This is a genomic window from Oceanobacillus sojae (assembly GCF_007991515.1).
GTDB classification, from domain to species: domain Bacteria; phylum Bacillota; class Bacilli; order Bacillales; family Amphibacillaceae; genus Oceanobacillus; species Oceanobacillus sojae.
On the sequence record NZ_BJYM01000002.1, the window covers coordinates 76,062 to 97,378 of the forward strand.

A 21,317-nucleotide genomic window follows, 5' to 3' on the forward strand; every position below is an offset into this window, starting at 1 on the left:
AATTGCAGTGCTTTGAACCTTTATATATCATACATGAAAAAAACGTCAAAGAAAAGTAGAGAGCGGTGCTATCCATACGCCGGTACATCCTTTTTATACTTTTCACACAAGTCTTCCATCAGAAAATAAAAATCCAATTCCTGCTTTAAAGCTGGCGGAATTGGATTTTTATCACATTAATTTGTGGAAAAATTACTAATCAATGGTGCTGCAGTATTATTTCGCATCTGGGAAAACACGATCAATCATGCTGCCGATTTGATCAAAGAAGCCTTCTACCGGATGACCATTATCCATATCGTTTACATATCTGTCCGCCAGATCCAAAAAGTCTGGGTTAGTTGTTACATAAACGTTATCGATAGATGGATCAACAGAACGGACGATATCTGCAATTTTGTCTTTTACATCATCAGTTACTTCCATTCCATTACCATTGTCATGCCCAGCTTCATTATTGCCAGTGTCTAAATTAGCTCCAACGTAAGCATTATTTTTTGTTGTTAATACATAAGCATTGTCAATGTCATCCATTTCAGCTGCTATTTTTTCAGCTGCCTCTTTGGAGACATCGTAATCCGCGTCACCGTTACGGTCAGATACTCTTTCTAACGTATGGTCACGGCCCTGATTCCTTGCATCATCACCCATGTTATGCCCCTGATATCGTGTCGGCTCTACATTTCCCTCGTTATCGTTAGGATTCGTATCCCCATTATCCGTATTTTGACAAGCTACTAGCACCATCATAAGAACAGTTAAAACTGCAAATAAGCGTAATTTCATTTTCATTCCTCCTTACCTGTTTGCCTTTATTATGGATAGGCAGGTAAGGATTTATGCACGTAAATAACGTTAATTTTTGGAAACGAGACCATGAAAGTAGCAGGGATATTTAATGAGCAATGGAGAAGATATAAACGAGGTAATTTACCTTTTTAACTTAGCCTGTCTATATTAAGATGGTCTTCCTTCTTTATAAAGGAGTGATAATTTTGATACCTGAGATGCCTGATTACGACAAAGCTTTATACTACACTATATGGGGACAGTGGGATAATTTATTTTTGTTAATGTCACGGACAGATGATGATTTACTTGCAAAAAAAATTGAACGTTTTCTTTACGATTACCACCATTCATCCAGTCAAAAAAACGTTGAACAATCTCATGATACACTGCTTTACTATTTAGAACATGCACTCCAAATCAGCAGTCCATGGATGTATGAAGTTGAATAATTTACTTGCTTATTAAGCAGATGCCGGTCAAATAATTTTGGCTTACATCTGCTTACAACCTTACCCTGTGTATGTGACTATTTCAGGCTCTGTTTCTTCCTCCTGAACAGGAGGAAGCTCATCCTGTTCTATATCCGCATCTTCTTCGTCTTCACCAGCCTGTGTTTCGTTTCGAGAATTATATTGCTCTTGTTCATGCCTGTTTACATTTTTCTCTGTTTCTTCTGGAAATACATTTACCTTTTTTTGCGCATAGAATACATCAGCTGGCTTTTTATTTTCTTCCTTTTCCTTGTTGTACTGTTCTATTTCCTTATACTGGTTATATTCAATATTTGTATCATTTTCCGACGGCTTCTCTAACTCCTGTATCATATTACCATCCTTGAAAGAGTGGTCTTGATCCGGCTCCTCCTCAACTTCTTGAGTTGTATCAGCCTGTTGGCTTTGTTCCTCATCCTTCTCGTCATCATCTAAGTCAGGTACATCATCTGTAAATTTATTATTTCGTTGTTCCGCAGGATCTTCATCTTGCTCGATAGAACGGTCAACATCAGCCTCAGACTCTTGTTCTCCATAGAAAAAATCAATAATAGCACTATCTTCTTCTGAGTCTGTTATAACATCATTCACCTGTTCTATTTCACCTTCTTCACCGTTTGCCATTTCAAGAGCCATTATTTCATTCATTGATTTATCTTGATTTTGCGCAATTTCCCGGACCTCTTCTGGAATAATCAAAGTTGAAACCTCCCAATCAGGAAGCGATTCTATGTATGGAGTAATTTCTGTGATGACTTCATCTTTGCTATACTGATCCTCATAACTAATTCCTACAATCATCGTTTTATGATCTGCAAAACCCTTATCTTCACTTTCATCAACAATACTGGCTAAAACAGAGGTAATCGGCTCGTCCTGAATACTGCTTACCTCGTCTATCAACTCGCATGCAGATTCATTTAATGCATTGACATCTGTAACAATTAAGTCCTCATTCAATTCCAATTCAAGACTGGGGTTTATATCAATGGCAACATAAGCATGGGTTTCTGTATCGCTTAACCCTGTTTTAAACAGAGGAAAACCGAAAAGCAACAAGGCCAGGATGAAAATTGCAGATAATCTTACAGTAATATGTGATTTTCCCCAACATCTTTTCCATTCGAATTTTTCATATACCGGCTGAAAAATAACCTCGTCCCCTATTTCGGCATTCTCCGTTAAAATAATCCCCTTTTCAAAACTGCCATTTTTGGAAAGTAAAATGGCATATTTGCGATGGATTTCCATCACAATTCCTTTTTTCATTATTCCACATCCTTGAGATAATCCTTAAGGTAATCCTTAAGGTAAGCATACTCACTGCTCAATACAATAAAAATAGCTATAATAAATTTCCGGTTTCTTTCTAATGTTTTTTTGCTCACTTCTACTTTCTTTAATAATTTCTTGATTGGCAGCTTTTTTTTGCGATAAACATACTCACTTAATTCGCCATCCAGGTATAAAATATAAGCTACCTGAACCGCAGATTCTCTGGCATCCCTATGCTTAGGAGAAGCCTTCGTCAGTTCTTCCAATGTAAGCTTGTACGTTTTTAATTTTTCATTAAATAAAGCTATTTCTTCTTTCCTTTTAATATTTTCCGCTTCTATTTGATGTTTTTCTTTTGCGGCAGCAATAACGAGCGGATTTTCCATCTGCTCTGCATCGTTTATTTCATCTAATGATAGCAGATTCGGCCTTTTTTGATGATAACGAATATAATCAATTACTTTTCTTTTTACGACAAGTTTTGCAAACGACAGAAATGAGCTGCCCTTATCTTGCTCATAGGAAAAAATAGCGTCATTAAATGCCATTAATCCGACACTGAATTCATCGTCCTTCTTAGGATCAATATATCTTTTACATACTTCCGAAACACATTTGGCGATAAATGGCTTGTATGTTTGAAGAATTTCATTTTGTAATACAATATCACCTGCCTGAATTGCTTCTATTTTTTCTTCAATAGGGGTATCTGTTAACTGCTTTGTCATGATCATTGGTAGATTCCCCCTATCATCATATTATTCGAACATATTTTTATTTTTTCGGGTTTTAAATTTATTTTTATGAAATGTTTCTTTTTATTTTCTATTCTCATATTAAATAATCTCCATTTTTTTGTCTTTCTTAATTATTTATAATTAAAACGAATAAATTGTTTTAGTCAGCAATAAAAATCAATTTTATTGGTTATATATATACAGCCTTCATAATGCCGTATACATAATACTACCCTATAATCACAGCACTTACTATCACAAATGAATAACATTTCATTTAAATTAATATGACGGAAATCAATATTTTTGTAAAATATAGCAGAACAATGTAGAAGTTTGTAAGAAATATTTAATCAAGGAATATTTATGAAAAAATAAAGAATCTTCTTTCTTAATCTCTGGTAAAAATTGAGAGAGTGCTTAAATAATAAAGCTTACCAGGTAATACTTATCTGATTGGATAATGACAAATTTTTCATTATCTGGATATCTTCCGTCACCTGGCATATTAATAAAGAGGATTACCATAGGGGCAATCCTCTTATTAATATAAAAAAGCTATACTTTTTTCAGCTTATATAACATTTGCCATTTTTTATTAACTTCGCAAGTAAATCGGTGTCTAATAGAACAAAAAAAGTATCTACTGCAAATAATATAAAGTCATTTATGAATGATTTAAATGTTGGAATACTTCTTCTTTGTTTTTAAATGGTGTTACCAGCTCCATGCCTTTTACAGAATCATCTAAATACAAATCTTTTTCAAACCAATCTACAGATGTTACCTGATCAGCCCGATATAAATATAAGCTGTTTTCTACATAGCTTTCGCTGCTATTTACAACTAGATACTGTATCCTTCCATCTTCTGTTAAAATAACATCGTCCAGCATACCAATTTTACCGTCTTTTGCATGTACTTTAAACTCCAAAAATTCATCAATACTTCTAAGGTTATCATTCTGTCCCTCATCCGGTGCAGCCAGATCCGGTTCCGGTGGTATGTCTCCGTTATTGTATTCATTATTACCAGTTGTTACCGGACCATGATCTGAGTCAAGCACAGCATTTTCCTTATAATTATTCCAGCCAAAATAATCTAATACAGTTCCTTGATAAGACGAAATTAAATCATTATCTTCTGGAACTTTAGGACTTTCGCGAATCGTTTCTTTATGTCTGTCTACTTTCATATAGCCTTCCTCTAAATTAATCTCCTCTTGTACATGGAAAGGCAAAAGAACTTTCTTGCCGGGCAGCCATTTTCTTGTATCCACAATAATAAATCGTAACTCCCAATCATCATTAAAGTATAAATCCTTTACTTTTCCTATTTCTCCGTCTACAGCATGAATATTTAAATTTGTTAATGTTGAGCCGAGAAACATAAAAACACCCCCGTAAAAGGTTTTATTATCTAATACCCTTTTACCGGGGAATTAAACAGCTCTATTTGGATTGTTAATAATTTGTAAAATAATCTATAGGCACATAAAGACCTACACGTCCATGCTCCTCGTGATTCAATGTTGCGAAAACAACTCCAATCACGTAGCCTTCTTCATTAATTACAGGACTGCCGCTATTCCCGCGATACACAGGGGCTTTGATCATCATGACCTCCAGCTCCCAGCTGGAGAGCTGCAATGGACCTAATACAGTACCTTCATTGGCAATTCCATTGAAAAATAATGGATTACCTATAAAGCGAATATAATCTCCATGTTCTACAGAAGCATCTTCCTCTAAAGTTAAATATGGAAAGTTTTCACCGTCAACTTCAACAACTGCTAAATCAATCTCGGGATACTCTTCTACTACTTCTCCTTGAAATAGACCTTCTTCAGGGAAAGCTACAGTAACACTCTGATTATCTTCAATGACATGATAATTCGTTAAAATCGTCCCTTCCTCAGAGATAGCAAATCCTGTTCCTTTACTATCCCCTGCTTCAATAACAACTACTGCCTCTTTGTATGCTGCCACTTCTTCATCCTGCGATAAGCGGCTGGATGCCTGGAGAAACTCTATAGCAGGAATGGATATGACTCTGGGGAATAATGAAATGACATAAAAAGTCATTGCAACAGCTATCAAAATTGTTATTATCTTTGAAAATCGCCGCTTTGGTTTAGGCTCATTTTTTTCTGCTTGTGCTCTTGCCAACGCTTCTGCCTTCGCCTGCATAACCAGTTCATGCATTTCCTCATCATCTATATCTTCAATTAAGTCTTCATCCATCTGTTTATTTGTTCGGTCATCTTCATCCTGACTGTACAACACCCAGCCTCCCTTCTGCTTGTAAATCAATCATCTTTATTTTAACAAATATTATTAAAAGCAGCCTTTTTTTCTATTTAAAAAACTCATATACTCTTTTGTTTAAGAATATATGAGCCTTCTTTTGACAATCATTCGATTTTATTTTAAACACTAACCTTCAAGGACCCTTGCTGCATTTGATACATCTGATAGTATGACCCGCGCTCTGCAATCAGTGTATCATGGTTCCCCTGCTCAATAATAGTTCCCTTATCCAGAACAATAATTTGATCTGCCTGCTGTATGGTTGATAACCTGTGAGCGATAACAAGTGTTGTTCTTCCTTTTTTCAGCACCTCAAGTGCATGTTGAATCAACAGCTCTGTTTCTGTATCAATATTTGCTGTCGCTTCATCCAGGATTAAGATAGATGGATCAAAGGCGAGCGCCCGTGCAAAGGAAATTAATTGTCTCTCGCCCAATGAATAGGTAGACCCATTTTCAGTTACCTCTTCCTCATAGCCATTCGGCAGCTTTTCAATAAACCGGTCTGCCCCCACCGCTTTTAATGCAGCAATTGCTGTTTCTCTTGTAATTTTTTCATCCTGCATTGTTACATTACTCAAAATAGTACCAGAGAATAAAAACGGATCCTGAAGAACGATCCCCATATGACTACGGACCTGCTGTCTGGATAAAGAAGATGTGGCCATCCCGTCTATGGTAATCCTTCCTTTTTGCGGATCATAAAAACGGAACAGTAAATTCATAATAGAGCTTTTCCCTGAACCTGTATGACCTACAAAGGCAGTTGTCTGGCCGGCATCTACCTTAAAAGAAATATCCTTTAGAACATAATCTTCTTTTTGATAAGCAAAATATACGTGGTCAAAGCAAATAGTTCCTCTATACTTGTCAATTTCGGTGTTATCTGTTTCTTCAGCAGGCTGATCCAGCAGTTCAAATACCCGGCTGCCTGCTACTCTTGCCTGTTCAATTAACGGGAGCTGGTTCACAATATCCGTCACCGGCTCAAATAAACGGTTAATATAATCCACAAAAGCATATAGAACACCGATAGAAATCATACTTGCCGTATCAAAGGAAGAAGATCCAAAATACCAGATGAAGCCGACAAATGTTATGTTACGAAATACGGTTACTAAATTATACGATGTTAACGCACTTAAGCGGATCAATTTCTTTTGAAATGTATAATTACGGTTATTTAATACTTCAAAATCCTCTTTTACCGCTTTTTCCTTATTGAAAGCCTGAATAATCGGCATTCCTTGAATTGCTTCATTGATGTTCCCATTAATTTGACTGATTGTTTTTCGAATGACCTTATTATACTTACTGCCAAAATACTTATAAAGCTGCATCCATCCGTATAATAAAGGAATGACAAGCAGGCAGAGTGCTGCAAGCTTAGGGTCTAAAATAAATAAAGCAACAAAGATTCCAGCCATATATATTAAACTGGTAACAACAATAGATAAAACACGCTCATATAAATCACGAATTGCTTCGGTATCATTTGTAATTCTCGCAACAATCGTTCCAGCCGGCTGATCAATATAATAATTAATCGGCAGCCGCTCTGTGTGTGCAAATAAATCCGTCCGCATCTGCTTTACAATCTGATTTGCAGACTTTTGCAATAAAAATGTCTGATAAAACTGAAAAACACCAGCGATCACTAATAAAACCATATATAATACCAATAACCAGATAATTGGTGTTTTCTCCGGTTCAAAAAATGGATACGCTTCTTGAACAGATAAACGCTCTCCTTCAACATGAACAACGTTATCATTTAATTCGATAGTTAATTCGTCATCATTCATCTCCCGTTGTCCTGTCAACGGCAGTTCCCCTTCAAAAATGTAGTAGGAAATACCGATTTGCAACAAAGTATAAGTATCCCCCGAGAGAATATCTTCCTCTGAAATACGATCTGACCGTTTTAATAACACGCCATGATAAGGAGCCGCTGTATCATCGGCTGATTCCACTGCTTTCCAATAGCCCTCCACACCTAAAATATGATCATCAATAACCCGTTTGGCAATCAAAGGACCGGCAAGCTCCAAAGCAACAGCTATGACTAAACAGATAAGACCGATAATAATTCCTTTTTTATATTTTAAGGCATATTGAAATAACCGCCGCTCTGTACTCTTCTTCATTCTTACACCTCCTCTTCCATTTGCTGCTGAACGTATTGTGTATAGTACCAGCCTTTTTCTTTCATTAACTGCTCATGACTTCCTTCTTCTGCAATCCTGCCGTCCTCCAGAACAATAATATGATCAGCATGTGTTACAGCAGATAAGCGATGTGCAGCTATAAATGTGGTTTTATTTTTGCGTTCCTCTTTTAGATGAGCAATAATTGCTGCTTCCGTCTTGCCGTCCACTGCAGATAAGGAATCATCTAAAATAAGAACCTCCGGATTTTTAATAAAAGCCCGTGCCAAAGCTACTCGCTGCTTTTGTCCTCCTGATAATGTAATCCCGCTCTCCCCAACCTGGGTATCCAATCCTTCAGGCAGCTGCAGAATGTCACTTGAGAAATACGCAAGCTCAAGCGCATGGAATATTTCTTTATCTGTCGCAGCTTCCTTACCGAATTGAATATTTTCACGGATTGTTTTGGAAAACATCATTTGATCCTGTGGTACATACCCTATCCAATCACGGATTTGCTTTAATGGAATGGTTTCTATTTTCTCTCCGGAGATGAGTATATTTCCTTGTACGTCCGGATACTGTCTCAGCATTAATTTAAATAACGTTGTTTTTCCTGCTCCTGTTTTCCCGACAACACCAATGGTCTCTCCAACCTGCACATCCAGGGAAACTCCCTTTAAAGCCTTCTCTGCCGTATTTGGATAGTTAAAGGATACATCCTGAAAACAGATTTCTTTAACCGTTTCAACCAGCTTCGGCTCCAGCACATCCCGGACATCCGGCGTATAGGATAATGTTTTATTTACCCGGTCCAGGGATGCGTTTCCCCGCTGCAGGATATTAATCAGCTCTCCCACTGCAAACATTGGCCAAATCAGCATTCCTAAATAGACATTAAAGGTAACAAGGTCTCCTAAAGTCAATCTGTTTTCAAAGACAAGCATTGCCCCGTAACCAATTCCAATGGTGTAAGACAACCCGACCAGAATTTTCATCGTCGGTTCAAATAAAGCATCAATTTTAGCAACTTCTATATTTTTGTCATACACATCCTTCGTCATATCCTCAAACCGTTCTTTCTCGTGCTCCTCCTGAACAAATGCTCGGATAGCCCGAACACCGCGTATGGATTCCAGGACACTGTTATTCATTTCTCCAAAAGCCTCCTGAGCTTTCGTAAAACGCTGGTGGATTGCGCTGCCGTAAAAATTCATAATGACCGCCATGATTGGCAGAGGGAGTAAAGCAGCAATAGTAAGAGGCCAGCTGATTGTTAACCCCATTACTGCAATAATCATCAGCATAAATATACTGGAGTCAATCAGCGTCAGTACTCCAAAACCTGCTGTCAGGCTGATTGCTTTTAAATCATTAGTCGACCTGGCCATTAAATCACCAGTCCGGTATTTCCCAAAAAATGTCGGTGACATGGATAGAAAATGCTTCATCAGCTTACTCCGCATCCAGCGTTCTAAAATAACAGCTCCGCCAAAAAGTGTATAATCCCATAAATATGAAATAATATAATGCACAATAAGCAATACTATATATCCTGCGATAACTGCTGTCAGGATTTGCGCCGTTAACGTTTCAAATTGAATATGATCTATAATATATCCCACTAATTTTGGAGGGATTAATCCAATTGCACTCGCAAGAACTAACGCTATAATTGCAAATGTATATCGTTTCCAATAATGTGCAAAAAACCAGCTTAATTTCTTAAAAACCGCAAACATCTTTTCACCTGCTTTCTATGTAGCATCCTACATCTTAAACTTTTTCCATTAAATTTGTTTACATTCCATTTTCTGTTTAAAAAAGCACCAAAAAAGCATATACCATTTGTCGGCATATGCTTATAAAAAACCTATTTATCCCCTTATCAGCCGGCCACATGGAAATTCGCGGCCATACACGCACTTTTCTCCCCAGAAATTTAGAAGAAAAAGCATCCTTTTGTTTTTGGAGGCCACAAAATCATATTCTGTTTTAATTGGTTAGATTGATTCGTTTGATTAATTTGATGCTGTAAGTTATTCATTTTGTGTTATCCTCCTTTTCTCATTTATTTGAAAATTGAATGCCTTATCATTATATATTTTTCCAAATCGCAAGTCAATTGTTTTTTTAATTTTATCAAAATTATATATTATTTTTTCACTGCTGTTTATCCCGATATAGTATATAAATTATGTCCTTTTGCTTACCTTCATAAAAAGGGATAAATGATAATATACATTTGCAAAGATTTTTGATAGAAATGCGATTAACCGCACTTTGACGCCAGATTTAGACCTTTCATTTAACTTATTCATTAAATTTTATAACCGATTTTAACATTCTATTTATTTTCATATTTTATATTACGTGCTATTATTTTTAGTTAAGGAGATGAGAAAATGAATTTAGATCAACTTTTAGATTTCAATGAAAAATTTGTCGATAGTAAAGGATATGAAGAATATACAACGGACAAGTTCCCAAATAAACGGATGGTCATTTTTACATGTATGGACACCCGTTTAGTAGAGCTGCTTCCAAGAGCATTGAATATTCGTAATGGTGATGTGAAAATGGTTAAAAATGCCGGAGCAATTATCCGAAAACCATTTGACAGTATTATGAAAAGTTTACTTGTAGCAATTTATAGTTTAAAAGCAGAGGAAGTTGTTGTTATCGGGCACCATGGCTGCGGAATGTCCAACGTAGATACAGAAGCATTACAACAGTCTATGCTGGATCGTGGAATACCAGAGGAAACGTTACATACCCTGGAGCATTCTGGTATTAATCTTCACAAAGAGTTCCATGGCTTTGAAAAAATCGAAGACTCTGTAACACAGAGCGTAGGGATAATTCGTAATCATCCGCTGTTGCCAAAGGAAGTAAAAGTTCACGGACTTGTTATTGACCCCGAAACAGGCAAATTAGATGTTGTTACAAGAGAAGACTAAAAGAAATAAGAGGAGGACCTGAGCGTTTGCTGAGGTCCTTTCTTTAAAAATGCAGCTTTCTTATTTTTTTTGAACCGATTCAATAATTTCAATTACTTTATTTCTTGATTCTTCACTTTTATATTTTTTCATTTCATCCAGCATGATTGGAGCAGCTTTTTTCAGAGCAGCTGTTTCCTGGATAAGCTTTTCAGTTGTTAATGTTTCTTCTTCAAGAACCTTGGCATAGTTTTTTTTCTTAAAAGAATTTGCATTAATAATCTGATCTCCTCTGCTCACTCCTCGTGAAAGCGGAATTAGCAGCATCGGCTTCCGTAAAGCCAGAAATTCAAAAATGGCATTGGAGCCGGCCCGAGACACAACAAAATCTGTTGCTGCAAAAATATCCTTTAATTCTTCATGCACATATTCAAATTGGGCATATCCTGGTACTCGAAGAGATGAATCTACTTTCCCGCTTCCGCAAATATGAATAATTTCAAAGGTAGTCAGTAATTCACCCAACGCTTCACGGATAGTTTCGTTAATCTTCTCAGATCCGCCGCTCCCTCCCATAATCAATAGAACAGGTTTTTCTCCCTGGAGCTGCGCAAATTCCAATCCTGTCTTTTTATCCCCTGTGAATAATTCATCACGGATAACCGCTCCAACATAAGAGGCTTTCTTCTCCGGAAGATATTTCATTGTTTCAGGAAATGTTGCCAGTACCTTTTTTGTAAATGGTATGGACAGCTTATTAGCCAGACCTGGTGTAAAATCCGACTCGTGAATAACAGACGGAATTCCTCTTAATTTTGCAGCCGCAACTACTGGTACGGATACAAAACCGCCTTTAGAAAATACAACTGCCGGCTTTTTTCTTTTTCCCAAAATGCGAAAAGCCTGCATCGTTCCTTTTAAGACTTTAAATGGATCTTTAAAGTTTTCTTTAGACATGTAGCGACGCAGTTTACCAGTAGATATTGGATGATACGTTACGCCATCCAGCTTTTCAATCAAGTTTCTTTCAATTCCTTCATATGACCCGATGTATTCTACTGCATAACCCTGCTCCTGATAATATGGTATAAGTGCTAAATTAACAATGACGTGCCCGGCAGTCCCGCCGCCAGTAAATATAATACGTTTTTTATTTCTTTTTTCCATGGAATTAATTCATCCTTTCCCAAATTATTATATCAGCGTATAATTACCAATGCACCTATTAATTTAACTAAAAACTTAATTACGAAATGTTAGGATAGATTAACTATGTATGAAACAACAAACCGAAGACAAAAGATTAAACTTTTTATTATCATTATGCTGCCAATCCTTGTAACCCAGGTCAGTATGAACCTGATGAATTTTTTTGATACCGTCATGTCCGGGCAGGCCAGTGCAGTAGATTTAGCTGGAGTTGCGATTGGTTCCAGTCTTTGGATACCTATTTTAACAGCTGTAAACGGCATTGTTCTCGCAATAACTCCTATCATCGCTCAGCTGATCGGTGCTAAAGAGAAAAAAGATATCCCGCAAGTTATTCAGCAAGGTATTTACCTTTCCATTGTATTATCCTGTATTATCCTTATTGCAGGCTTCTTTATTTTAGATCCTGTTTTACATCTGATGAGTCTGGAGCCTGACGTACATCATGTAGCAAAATATTATTTAGTATCACTCGCTACCGGTATTATGCCATTATTTATTTTCCATACCGTCCGAAGCTTTATGGATGGGTTGGGACAAACAAGAGCTTCTATGATTATTATCTTAATTTCTCTGCCAATTAATGCACTTCTAAATTATATATTTATTTTTGGCAAGCTGGGAATACCGGCATTTGGCGGTGTTGGAGCAGGTATTGCAACAAGTATCACCTATTGGATAGTCAGTATTATTTCTTTATATATGATACATAGAGTGGCTCCTTTTACGTCTTATCAAATCTTTCAGGTTCGTTTTAAACCACAGATTTCTTATTGGCTCAGTCAATTAAAAATTGGCTTGCCCATCGGACTTGCCATGTTTTTTGAAACAAGTATTTTTTCTGCAGTAACCATTATGATGAGTGTCTATGATACGAATACCATTGCAGCACATCAGGCAGCCATGAACTTTGCCGGATTATTATATATGCTGCCATTAAGTGTCGGCATGGCTCTCACAATTGCTGTCGGATTTGAAATAGGAGCAAAACGCTTCAAGGATGCCCGTTCTTACACATATTTAGGAATTACAGGAGGGATACTCATAGCTGTATTTACCGGTATTATTCTATTTGTATTTGACGGGGCTGTTGCACGGTTATATCATACAAATCCAGAGGTCATTACATTGACAAAGCAATTTATTCTTTTTGCGATTTTTTATCAGCTTGCAGATGCAATTGGGGCTCCGATTCAAGGTGCTTTAAGAGGATATAAGGATGTTAATGTAACACTTGTTCTCGCATTAATTTCTTATTGGCTCATCGGATTGCCTGTTGGATATTTATTTGCAAATTATACAGACTTTGATGCCTTTGGCTACTGGATTGGAATTATTGTCGGTTTAAGCGCAGGTGCGGCAGCTCTGCTTTTCCGTTTGTTATATATCCAGCGTAAGGTTAAGGTAAAACAGAATTATCAGATGAAACGAAGCTAAAAATGATTTTATAAATATGATTAAAAGCACGATGCATCTTTTTTTAAGATGCATCGTGCTTTTACGTTCTTCTATAGGAACAGTCCGACAATCGATGCTGAAAGAATGGATACTAAAATCGATCCTGCCAGCAGCTTCATTCCAAATTTAGAAACAATAACTGCTTTTGCACTGTCAATTCCTTTTACAGTACCCGCGATAATACCGATTGAGGAGAAGTTGGCAAAGCTTGTTAAGAATACTGTTACAATACCAATCGTTTTCTCAGATAATTGGTTTAATAGAGGCTCTAACTGCAGCATTGCGACAAATTCATTTGTAACAATTTTCGTACCCATAATACTTCCGGCCTGCAATACCTCTCCAGGTGTGATTCCCATAAGGATTCCAATAGGATAAAAAACATACCCTAGAATTTCTTCCAGTGTAATTCCTCCAAATACAGCCTGGATAATCCAGTTTACCAATTCTAATGATGCAATAAATGCAATTAGCATCGTTGCAACAATCAGTGCAATCTTCCCGCCTTCTAAGGCACCATTTCCCATTGCTTCAAAAATACTTTTATCGTTACTGACATCTTTTATATCCACTTTGTCTTCCTCTTTCGGAACATTCACCGGTGCAATAATAGAAGCAATCATTAATCCGCTGAACATATTTAATGGAAGAGCCACTAAAATATATTTGGGAGGCAGCATAAGAATATACGAGCCTACGATCGATGCAGAAACAGAGCTCATTGCAGAAGCACAGATAATATAAAGCCTGTTCTCCGATAAATGATGAAATTGTGAACGGATTGCAATCAAAGCTTCGGATTGGCCAAAGAAAATACTGTTTACACCATTAAATGATTCAATTCTTGGAAGACCGGTAATTTTTGAAATAGCAGCCCCGATATATTTAATAATTAACGGTAGGATTTTTAGATAAGTTAAAACAGACAGCAATGTGGCGAAAAAGATAATTAATAGAAGGACGTTAAAAAAGAATACGCCATTCTCATCTAAGATAAATCCTCCCACGACAAAACTTATACCTTCTTGTCCAAATTCAATTAATTTATTAAAAACATTTGATATTCCAGTAATAATTTTTGTACCAATAGTTGTTGAAAACATAAACCAGGTAATCAACAGCTGTAAGACCAGCATAATACCAATGCCTTTAAAATTGATTCTCTTCTTATCATTTGACATTAAAAATGCTAACCCAAATGTGATGATAATTGCCAGGATGCCTAAGAGAATGTCCAAGCTAGTTCCTCCTTTTTATAAAAGCGCTTTATTTAATGTACAAACCTATCTGCAGAAAATAAATATCTGATACATCTAATCATTTATAACAACATTCGTTTCCTTGCCTATACAAGTTGTCCGTACAAATACTATCATATTCGTAATGAAAAAAAATTTCAATGCTCTCAAAAAGAATTAATTATTAAAATAATTCCCAAATTAGTAAATAAAATGATTGTGGTTTTAAAAATGTACTACTTATTATTGTTCGTATTTAATAACCATTTATTCCAGTTATTTTTTATATAATCTATTTACCCGATTTTAATAAAATAATCCTCATATTTATGTTGTATCTTTATTTCAATAAAAAAAGCCTTGATACTTCAATACCTATCCCTGAAAGCCCGTTTTCGTACTGACTCTCAGGATAGATACCTCTATATCAAGACTTTGTTTATCTTTTAACCTTCCAGCAATAAATCGTATGGATCTTCAAGCATCTGCTTAATTCGAACTAGGAATTGGACAGCTTCTTTACCGTCAACAATACGGTGGTCATATGATAACGCAATATACATCATCGGGCGTACTTCAATGGAATCATCCGGCATAGCGATCGGACGCTTGATGATGTTGTGCATTCCTAAAATACCAACCTGCGGCGCATTTAAAATTGGCGTAGACATCATAGAGCCGAATGTACCGCCATTTGTAATTGTAAAGGACCCGCCTTGCAAATCGTTTAAGGATAATTTATTATCACGTGCTTTTTTACCCAAATCAACGATATCCTGTTCAATTCCTGCGAAGTCTTTACGATCTGCGTCACGAACAACTGGAACAACAAGACCATCGTCTGTGGAAACAGCAATACCAATATCATAGAATTTCTTAATGACTAATTCATTACCTTGAATTTCTGCGTTAAGAAGCGGGAATTCCTTAAGTGCTCCTACCACAGCTTTTGCAAAGAAGGACATAAACCCAAGTTTCACACCATTTTTTTCCAAAAATTTATCCTTCCGCTGCTTGCGAAGCTCCATCACTGAAGTCATATCTACTTCATTAAATGTAGTTAACATTGCAGTGTTATGCTGTACCTCTACAAGATTTTTAGCGATCGTTTGACGGCGGCGTGTCATTTTAACACGTTCTACCGGCTTATCAAACTCTGTTTTCTCTGATTTAGGCTCTTCTTTAGGAGCCGGCTTTGATGGTGCAGACTCATTTTTAGGTGCATTATTATGTGCATTCACATCATCCGGGCGAACTCTGCCTAGAGGATCACGTGTCTGTACTTCACTTAAATCGATACCTAATTCACGAGCACGTTTTCTAGCTGCCGGTGAAGCAATGACATTGCCATTATTTTGCTCAGATGCAGTTTCCTGCTTATTTTCTACAGCAGGCTCTTTCTTAGGCTCTTCTTTAGGAGCTTCCTCCTCTTTTTTACTTTCTTCATCACCAGAAGATGCCCCGGCTTCTCCATTTTCATCCAGTTTGCCAATTATATCACCTACAGAAACATCTTCCCCTTCTGTGCTGATAATTTCCGTAATAACACCTGTAAATTCTGAGTTTACTTCCACATTTACTTTATCAGTCTCTAACTCTACAATAGCATCGCCCTTTTCTACTTTATCGCCTTCTTTTACAAGCCATTCTGCTATTGTTCCTTCTGTGATGGATTCCGCTAATTCAGGTATCTTAATTTCCTGCACTTGATTTTCCTCCTTCAAATTCGCTTAATGCTTGGTCAATAATATATTTATGAGCTGTTTTATGCACAGTAGGAATACCTCCAGCTGGTGCTGCACGCTTCGGTCTGCTGATAACATGTAATTCTTGGTTTTCTTCAAGAAGATCTCTTAAATAGTCGTCTACAAAATCCCATGAACCCATATTTTTCGGTTCTTCCTGTACCCACACAATTTCTTTTAAATTAGGAAGCTTTTTGATTTCTTCCTGAATTGCTTTTTTAGGGAATGGGTAGATTTGTTCTACACGCAGAGCGCGAATCCAATCACAGGCTTCTTCCGCTTCTTCCATTTCCCCTTCAATATCAAGCATAATTTTTCCGCTGCCTAATAAAAGTCGTGTTGCTTTCTCAGGATCAGTATCAAAATATGGCTGCTCACGTAATGTTTTAAATCCGCCGCTCGTAAATTCTTCTGCACTTGAAGCCATTTTATAATCTCTAATCAAACTGCTCTTTGGTGTCATCAGAATCAATGGACGCGCCTCTGGACGGGAACGCATCACTGCCTGACGGCGAAGAAGATGGAATAATTGAGCAGATGAAGTAACATTAGCTACAATCCAGTTATTTTCTGCAGCCATCTGCAAGTAACGTTCTAGACGGGCACTCGAATGCTCTGGGCCCTGTCCCTCATAGCCATGAGGAAGCAATAACACCATATTTGATTTTTCATTCCATTTAGCTCTTGCTGATGCAATAAATTGATCAATAATAACCTGACCGGCGTTGGCAAAGTCACCAAATTGTGCTTCCCAGATAACTAGAGTGTTTGGCGAATAAACACTATAACCATATTCAAAGCCTAACACCGCAGCCTCTGATAACGGGCTGTTCCGAACGTCAAAGGATGCCTTTACATCCGATAATCCATGCATCGGGCTATATTTTTCACCTGTTTCCACATCATGAAGAACAACATGACGGTGGGCAAAGGTCCCTCGCTCTGTATCCTGACCTGTCAAACGAATTGGTGTACCATCTTTTAAGATAGATGCAAATGCTAAAGCTTCTCCCGTGCCCCAGTCAGCTTTATTGCCTTCTTTCAGCGCATCTTTTCTGCGCTGCAGGATTCTTTCGGTCTTTTTAAAGCCTTTAAAACCTTCTGGACGTTCCAGCAACTCTTCGTTTATTTTCTGTAAAGTTTCTAAATCTACTGCCGTTTCAAATTGATCTAATCTATTAGACAGTACTTCCGGCATTGATTTTGGCTGAGGTTCTCCAATCTCACTTTCTGTCATTCCTTTATAAATATCAGAAAGCCTTGTTTCAATCTCATTTTTAATTTCGTCGAATTCCCCAGATTCTAATAGATTTCTTTCTTCCATCGCACGAGCAAATAATGTTGATACCGATGGATGATTATCAATTTCGCTGTATAGTTGCGGCTGTGTCGTTCTTGGTTCATCCATTTCATTATGTCCATAACGGCGATAACCTACTAAATCAATTAAAATGTCTTTATGGAATTTTTTACGATACTCACAAGCTATTTTAATAGCAGAAATACAGGAAATTGGATCATCTGCACTCACACGAATAACAGGAATCTCGAAACCTTTTGCCAGGTCACTCGCATAACGTGTTGAGCGTCCGTCTACACGGTCTGTTGTATAACCAAGCTGGTTATTTGCGATAAGGTGCACCGTTCCACCTGTTGTATACCCCGGTAAACCGCTGAGATTAAGCGTTTCAGCAACTACACCTTCTCCGATAAAAGCTGCATCTCCATGAATTACGAGCGGCATTGCTTTATTAATATCCCTTTCAGGATAACCGCTTACATCACGTTCATCCTGTGCTGCCCGTGCAAATCCTTCTACGACCGGATTTACAAATTCAAGATGTGACGGATTATGTGCAAGTGTTATTTTAGTATTTACTTTACTTCCATGTATAACTTCTTTTTCTGCACCAAAATGATACTTCACATCTCCGGTCCAGCCATAATTAATCGCTTTTGAACCTTCTGACGGCATTAATTCCTTGTCTCTTGTATAATTAAACTCGGAAAAAATCTTATCATATGGCTTTTTCAATACATTCGCAAGTACAGCTAAACGACCGCGGTGTGCCATCCCCATCATCACATGTTCGATGTTATCCTCATTTGCATATTTTACGAGAAAATCAATCATCGGAATCATAGATTCAAGGCCTTCGATAGAAAAGCGCTTTTGACCGACAAATGTTTTATGAAGGAATTTTTCAAAACCCTCTACTTCTGATAAACGTTTCAGAATATCTTTTCTCTCTTCCTGATCAGGATCAAACCTTGCATTACCTTCTTCAATTAAATCAAAGAGCCAGGTACGTTCGTCATCATTATTTACATGATCATATTCAAATGTAATGGTACCTGTATAATATTTCTTCATCAGGTTAATAACATCTAAACCTGTTTCGACTCCTTCTTTTTCACGTTCCCAGATCCAAGATGCCGGGATTTTTCTTAAATCAGCTTCTGTTAAATCATAATGTTTTAAGCTCAGCATTTGTGACGGAGCACTTTTATATCCGCCAACTGAATAGATATCAGCATCTGTATGACCGTAACGCCGAATAGCCTCAACAAGTTTGATTGCTGAGGTTAGTTTAGTCACATCAAAATTTTCTGATACATTTAGATTAGAAGCCGGTTGTTCACTGATAGGACTGATTACTTCTTCTCCTGTCATCCAAGCAGGTGCTCCATGTGTATCAAATAATGATTTTATAGAAGATTCGACTAGCTCCGGATCTTCTTTATACAATTCATATTGCTGTTCCAAATACCCCGCATTTTGTCCGTGAAACTGTCCCCAAAATTTTTCTGCAGACTCTTCATTTCCTGGCACGACTGATACCCCCATTGAATTAACTAATCCGTTCATGAAAACGGTTCAAATTATTTGTGATAAGATTGATTTCTTTACATCAACTAATATACATGATTTTTAGTGAGGTTACAAGGAATCGGAACGGATTTATTGGGATAATTCGACATTTTTCAAGAATCAATAAAAATACACTCTAATCAATTAATTATCGAACTATTCCGATAATTAATCATTTGAATTACCTGTTGGATAAATCATTGCTTTTTTAAACAAAATTAATGACATCTATGATTGAATTTCTTCTCTGTATAAATAAACATAGGAATAGTTCACAATATGTGATTTTTCCGTTATAATAAGGACAAATTATTAAATAAAACTTCATTCTGTCAGATAATCATTGATTCTGCAGGGTGAGAAAAAGTGTATCCATATTTCCAAATATAATATACTGCTTTTCTTTTTGATGTAAAATTGGGTACCATTACTACATAAAAGGAGGAACCACATTATGAAATTAGCATTACTTATGGGTGTTATTGTTACATTCCTCGTCTCCTGCTTCACAGCCGGCTACGAATCAAAACCAGGAGTACCAAAAGAAGACCAGCGCACTTGAGAACCAATATAATACTTTTTCAAAAACGTTTAGATGTTAAAAAAGATGTCTCCACAAAATTGGAGACATCTTTTTTTAATGTAAATTTGGAAATCCCTGCTGTCTTAATGCTTCATAAATAATAATGGAGGCAGTGTTTGAAAGGTTTAATGAACGAACCTTATCATTCATATGAATCCGCAGGCATTTATCTTCTTTATCCGTCAGCAGTTCACGCGGGATTCCTGTGGACTCTTTTCCAAACACAAAAAATTGATCCATGTCTACAGGTGAAAAATCAAAATCTGTGTAATATTTTGTTCCAAAGTTTTCTATATAGTAAAAACTTCCTTCTGGATAGGTTTTATACAAATCTTCTATGGAATCATATTCTTTTACATCGACATGCTCCCAGTAATCCAGACCAGCACGGCGGACCATTTTACTATCTGTTGAAAAACCGAGTGGACGGATAAGATGTAAAGTCGTTCCAGTTGCTAAACATGTTCTGCCGATATTCCCTGTATTAGCCGGGATTTCCGGTTCAAATAATACAACGTGCAAACTCACCATTCATTCTCCTTCAGTTACAAATTCTAAGAGATTAGTATTTTGCCTTCTATCTCTATTCAAAAATTAATTATACACTAACTTATCTCAATCCGAAAAAATTTATATTGAATTTCCGGCGTCCAGGCTGCAGAATCCTCATAAGACCAATAACGGTTGCGGCTATTATTTGTATGTGCATTGACAAGCGGCATATTATCAGCATCTTTTGCCACTACAATAGTCGTATGATTCCAGGCGCCATCACCATCAAAATCATAGCAGATCACATCACCTGGATTAAGCTCTTCCGGCTGCTCAACCTCTATTCCTCTAATACCGCGTTCAGATCCGCTTAAATACCACCTGAAAGAATGCGCCACAGACCAGCTGAAGCTCCATGAATCCCTTCCATACCACCAGCCGCGCTCACGGACCGGTTCTCCCCACATCGGACCTCCACCTGCCCGCAGACATTGCGAGATATAATTCGTACAGTCATCTTCAAAGCGGCGATATTCGGGATTGAAACTGTTCCACCAGCGTTCAGCATATTTTACTGCTTCCAGCCGGTTATATTCTATTTGACGCTTACTTTGCTTCATATTTTCCTGTTTTAATACGGGAATCTGATTACTGGTATTTTCTGCTGGAGGCTTTTCAATATATTGGTGTTTGACTTCTCCGTTCGATTTTTCCGTAAGCTGATAAGGGATAATCTGTTCTTCTGTGTAAAAAAAATCGCCCTGCTTCATTAAATATACCAGATGAACTGCATACCCCGTATTTCTGATTGTATCGTAGGATTGTCTGCTTAAAACAATTCCTTTTCCTTTTATCTTTACAATTTGTGCCTTCCTTTTCTTGCAAAGAGCCTTCTTTTTATGCCACCAATCCTGGCTTTCTTTATTCTCCCTGAAAAAATGCTGCCAATAGGTAGTGATATCTCCCATTAAAAATCGCCTCCTCGTCAAAGCTTATGCATAGAGGAGGCGAATTAGGTCAAAAAAACAGC

The 21,317-nt window shown here is 37.1% G+C and carries 16 protein-coding genes; 3 read left to right on the forward strand and 13 right to left on the reverse strand.

Annotated features, from left to right (window positions below; translation table 11 throughout):
- Positions 1–216 precede the first annotated feature (216 nt).
- Positions 217–786 (reverse strand): YhcN/YlaJ family sporulation lipoprotein, encoded by a 570-nt coding sequence (locus tag OSO01_RS02205; protein WP_147208202.1) that lies wholly within the window; start codon positions 784–786, stop codon positions 217–219.
- A 221-nt stretch (positions 787–1,007) separates the two neighbouring features.
- Here OSO01_RS02205 and OSO01_RS02210 point away from each other — a divergent pair, with 221 nt between their 5' ends.
- Positions 1,008–1,241: a YhdB family protein gene (locus OSO01_RS02210; protein ID WP_147208794.1), complete on the forward strand. Its 234-nt coding sequence runs from the start codon at positions 1,008–1,010 to the stop codon at positions 1,239–1,241.
- Positions 1,242–1,301: 60 nt separating this feature from the next.
- On the opposite strand, the gene OSO01_RS02215 is transcribed toward OSO01_RS02210, so the two are convergent.
- From OSO01_RS02215 to OSO01_RS02240, 6 genes are all read right to left on the reverse strand, one after another.
- Positions 1,302–2,552 carry an anti-sigma-I factor RsgI family protein gene (locus OSO01_RS02215; RefSeq protein WP_147208204.1) on the reverse strand — a complete coding sequence of 417 codons (1,251 nt, stop codon included), beginning with the start codon at positions 2,550–2,552 and terminating at the stop codon, positions 1,302–1,304.
- Complete coding sequence (gene sigI / locus OSO01_RS02220; RefSeq protein WP_147208206.1) at positions 2,552–3,292, reverse strand: RNA polymerase sigma factor SigI; 741 nt, start codon at positions 3,290–3,292, stop codon at positions 2,552–2,554. The genes OSO01_RS02215 and sigI overlap by 1 nt, the downstream gene beginning before the upstream one ends.
- Before the next feature lie 670 nt (positions 3,293–3,962).
- Positions 3,963–4,685: a PRC-barrel domain-containing protein gene (locus OSO01_RS02225; RefSeq protein ID WP_147208208.1), complete on the reverse strand. Its 723-nt coding sequence runs from the start codon at positions 4,683–4,685 to the stop codon at positions 3,963–3,965.
- Between the two features lie 73 nt (positions 4,686–4,758).
- On the reverse strand, positions 4,759–5,580 hold the full coding sequence (locus OSO01_RS02230) for a S1C family serine protease (RefSeq protein ID WP_371863278.1): 822 nt from the start codon (positions 5,578–5,580) through the stop codon (positions 4,759–4,761).
- A gap of 143 nt (positions 5,581–5,723) precedes the next feature.
- A complete protein-coding gene (locus tag OSO01_RS02235) occupies positions 5,724–7,751 on the reverse strand; it encodes an ABC transporter ATP-binding protein (protein WP_147208210.1) in 2,028 nt (675 codons plus the stop codon).
- A gap of 2 nt (positions 7,752–7,753) precedes the next feature.
- A complete protein-coding gene (locus OSO01_RS02240) occupies positions 7,754–9,493 on the reverse strand; it encodes an ABC transporter ATP-binding protein (RefSeq protein ID WP_147208212.1) in 1,740 nt (579 codons plus the stop codon).
- A 663-nt stretch (positions 9,494–10,156) separates the two neighbouring features.
- Here OSO01_RS02240 and OSO01_RS02245 point away from each other — a divergent pair.
- Positions 10,157–10,711: a beta-class carbonic anhydrase gene (locus tag OSO01_RS02245; RefSeq protein WP_147208213.1), complete on the forward strand. Its 555-nt coding sequence runs from the start codon at positions 10,157–10,159 to the stop codon at positions 10,709–10,711.
- A 60-nt stretch (positions 10,712–10,771) separates the two neighbouring features.
- Here the strand turns inward: OSO01_RS02245 and murG are convergent, their stop codons facing one another.
- Positions 10,772–11,857 (reverse strand): undecaprenyldiphospho-muramoylpentapeptide beta-N-acetylglucosaminyltransferase, encoded by a 1,086-nt coding sequence (gene murG, locus OSO01_RS02250; protein WP_147208215.1) that lies wholly within the window; start codon positions 11,855–11,857, stop codon positions 10,772–10,774.
- 105 nt (positions 11,858–11,962) lie between these two features.
- On the opposite strand from murG, the gene OSO01_RS02255 reads away from it, so the two are divergent.
- Positions 11,963–13,336: an MATE family efflux transporter gene (locus OSO01_RS02255; RefSeq protein WP_147208217.1), complete on the forward strand. Its 1,374-nt coding sequence runs from the start codon at positions 11,963–11,965 to the stop codon at positions 13,334–13,336.
- 71 nt (positions 13,337–13,407) lie between these two features.
- Here OSO01_RS02255 and OSO01_RS02260 read toward each other — a convergent pair whose 3' ends face one another.
- The 5 genes from OSO01_RS02260 to OSO01_RS02280 all read right to left on the reverse strand — a co-directional run bounded on the left by OSO01_RS02260 (position 13,408) and on the right by OSO01_RS02280 (position 21,255).
- Positions 13,408–14,595: a NupC/NupG family nucleoside CNT transporter gene (locus OSO01_RS02260; RefSeq protein WP_147208219.1), complete on the reverse strand. Its 1,188-nt coding sequence runs from the start codon at positions 14,593–14,595 to the stop codon at positions 13,408–13,410.
- 446 nt (positions 14,596–15,041) lie between these two features.
- Positions 15,042–16,301, reverse strand: coding sequence for a 2-oxoglutarate dehydrogenase complex dihydrolipoyllysine-residue succinyltransferase (gene odhB / locus OSO01_RS02265; protein ID WP_147208221.1), 1,260 nt, complete (start codon positions 16,299–16,301; stop codon positions 15,042–15,044).
- The gene (locus tag OSO01_RS02270; protein ID WP_147208223.1) at positions 16,288–19,173 is read right to left on the reverse strand and encodes a 2-oxoglutarate dehydrogenase E1 component; all 2,886 of its coding nucleotides are present in this window, start codon (positions 19,171–19,173) and stop codon (positions 16,288–16,290) included. The genes odhB and OSO01_RS02270 overlap by 14 nt, the downstream gene beginning before the upstream one ends.
- Positions 19,174–19,849: 676 nt before the next feature.
- A complete protein-coding gene (locus OSO01_RS02275; RefSeq protein ID WP_147208798.1) occupies positions 19,850–20,323 on the reverse strand; it encodes a tRNA (cytidine(34)-2'-O)-methyltransferase in 474 nt (157 codons plus the stop codon).
- Positions 20,324–20,400: 77 nt separating this feature from the next.
- Complete coding sequence (locus OSO01_RS02280; protein WP_147208225.1) at positions 20,401–21,255, reverse strand: amidase domain-containing protein; 855 nt, start codon at positions 21,253–21,255, stop codon at positions 20,401–20,403.
- Positions 21,256–21,317 lie beyond the last annotated feature (62 nt).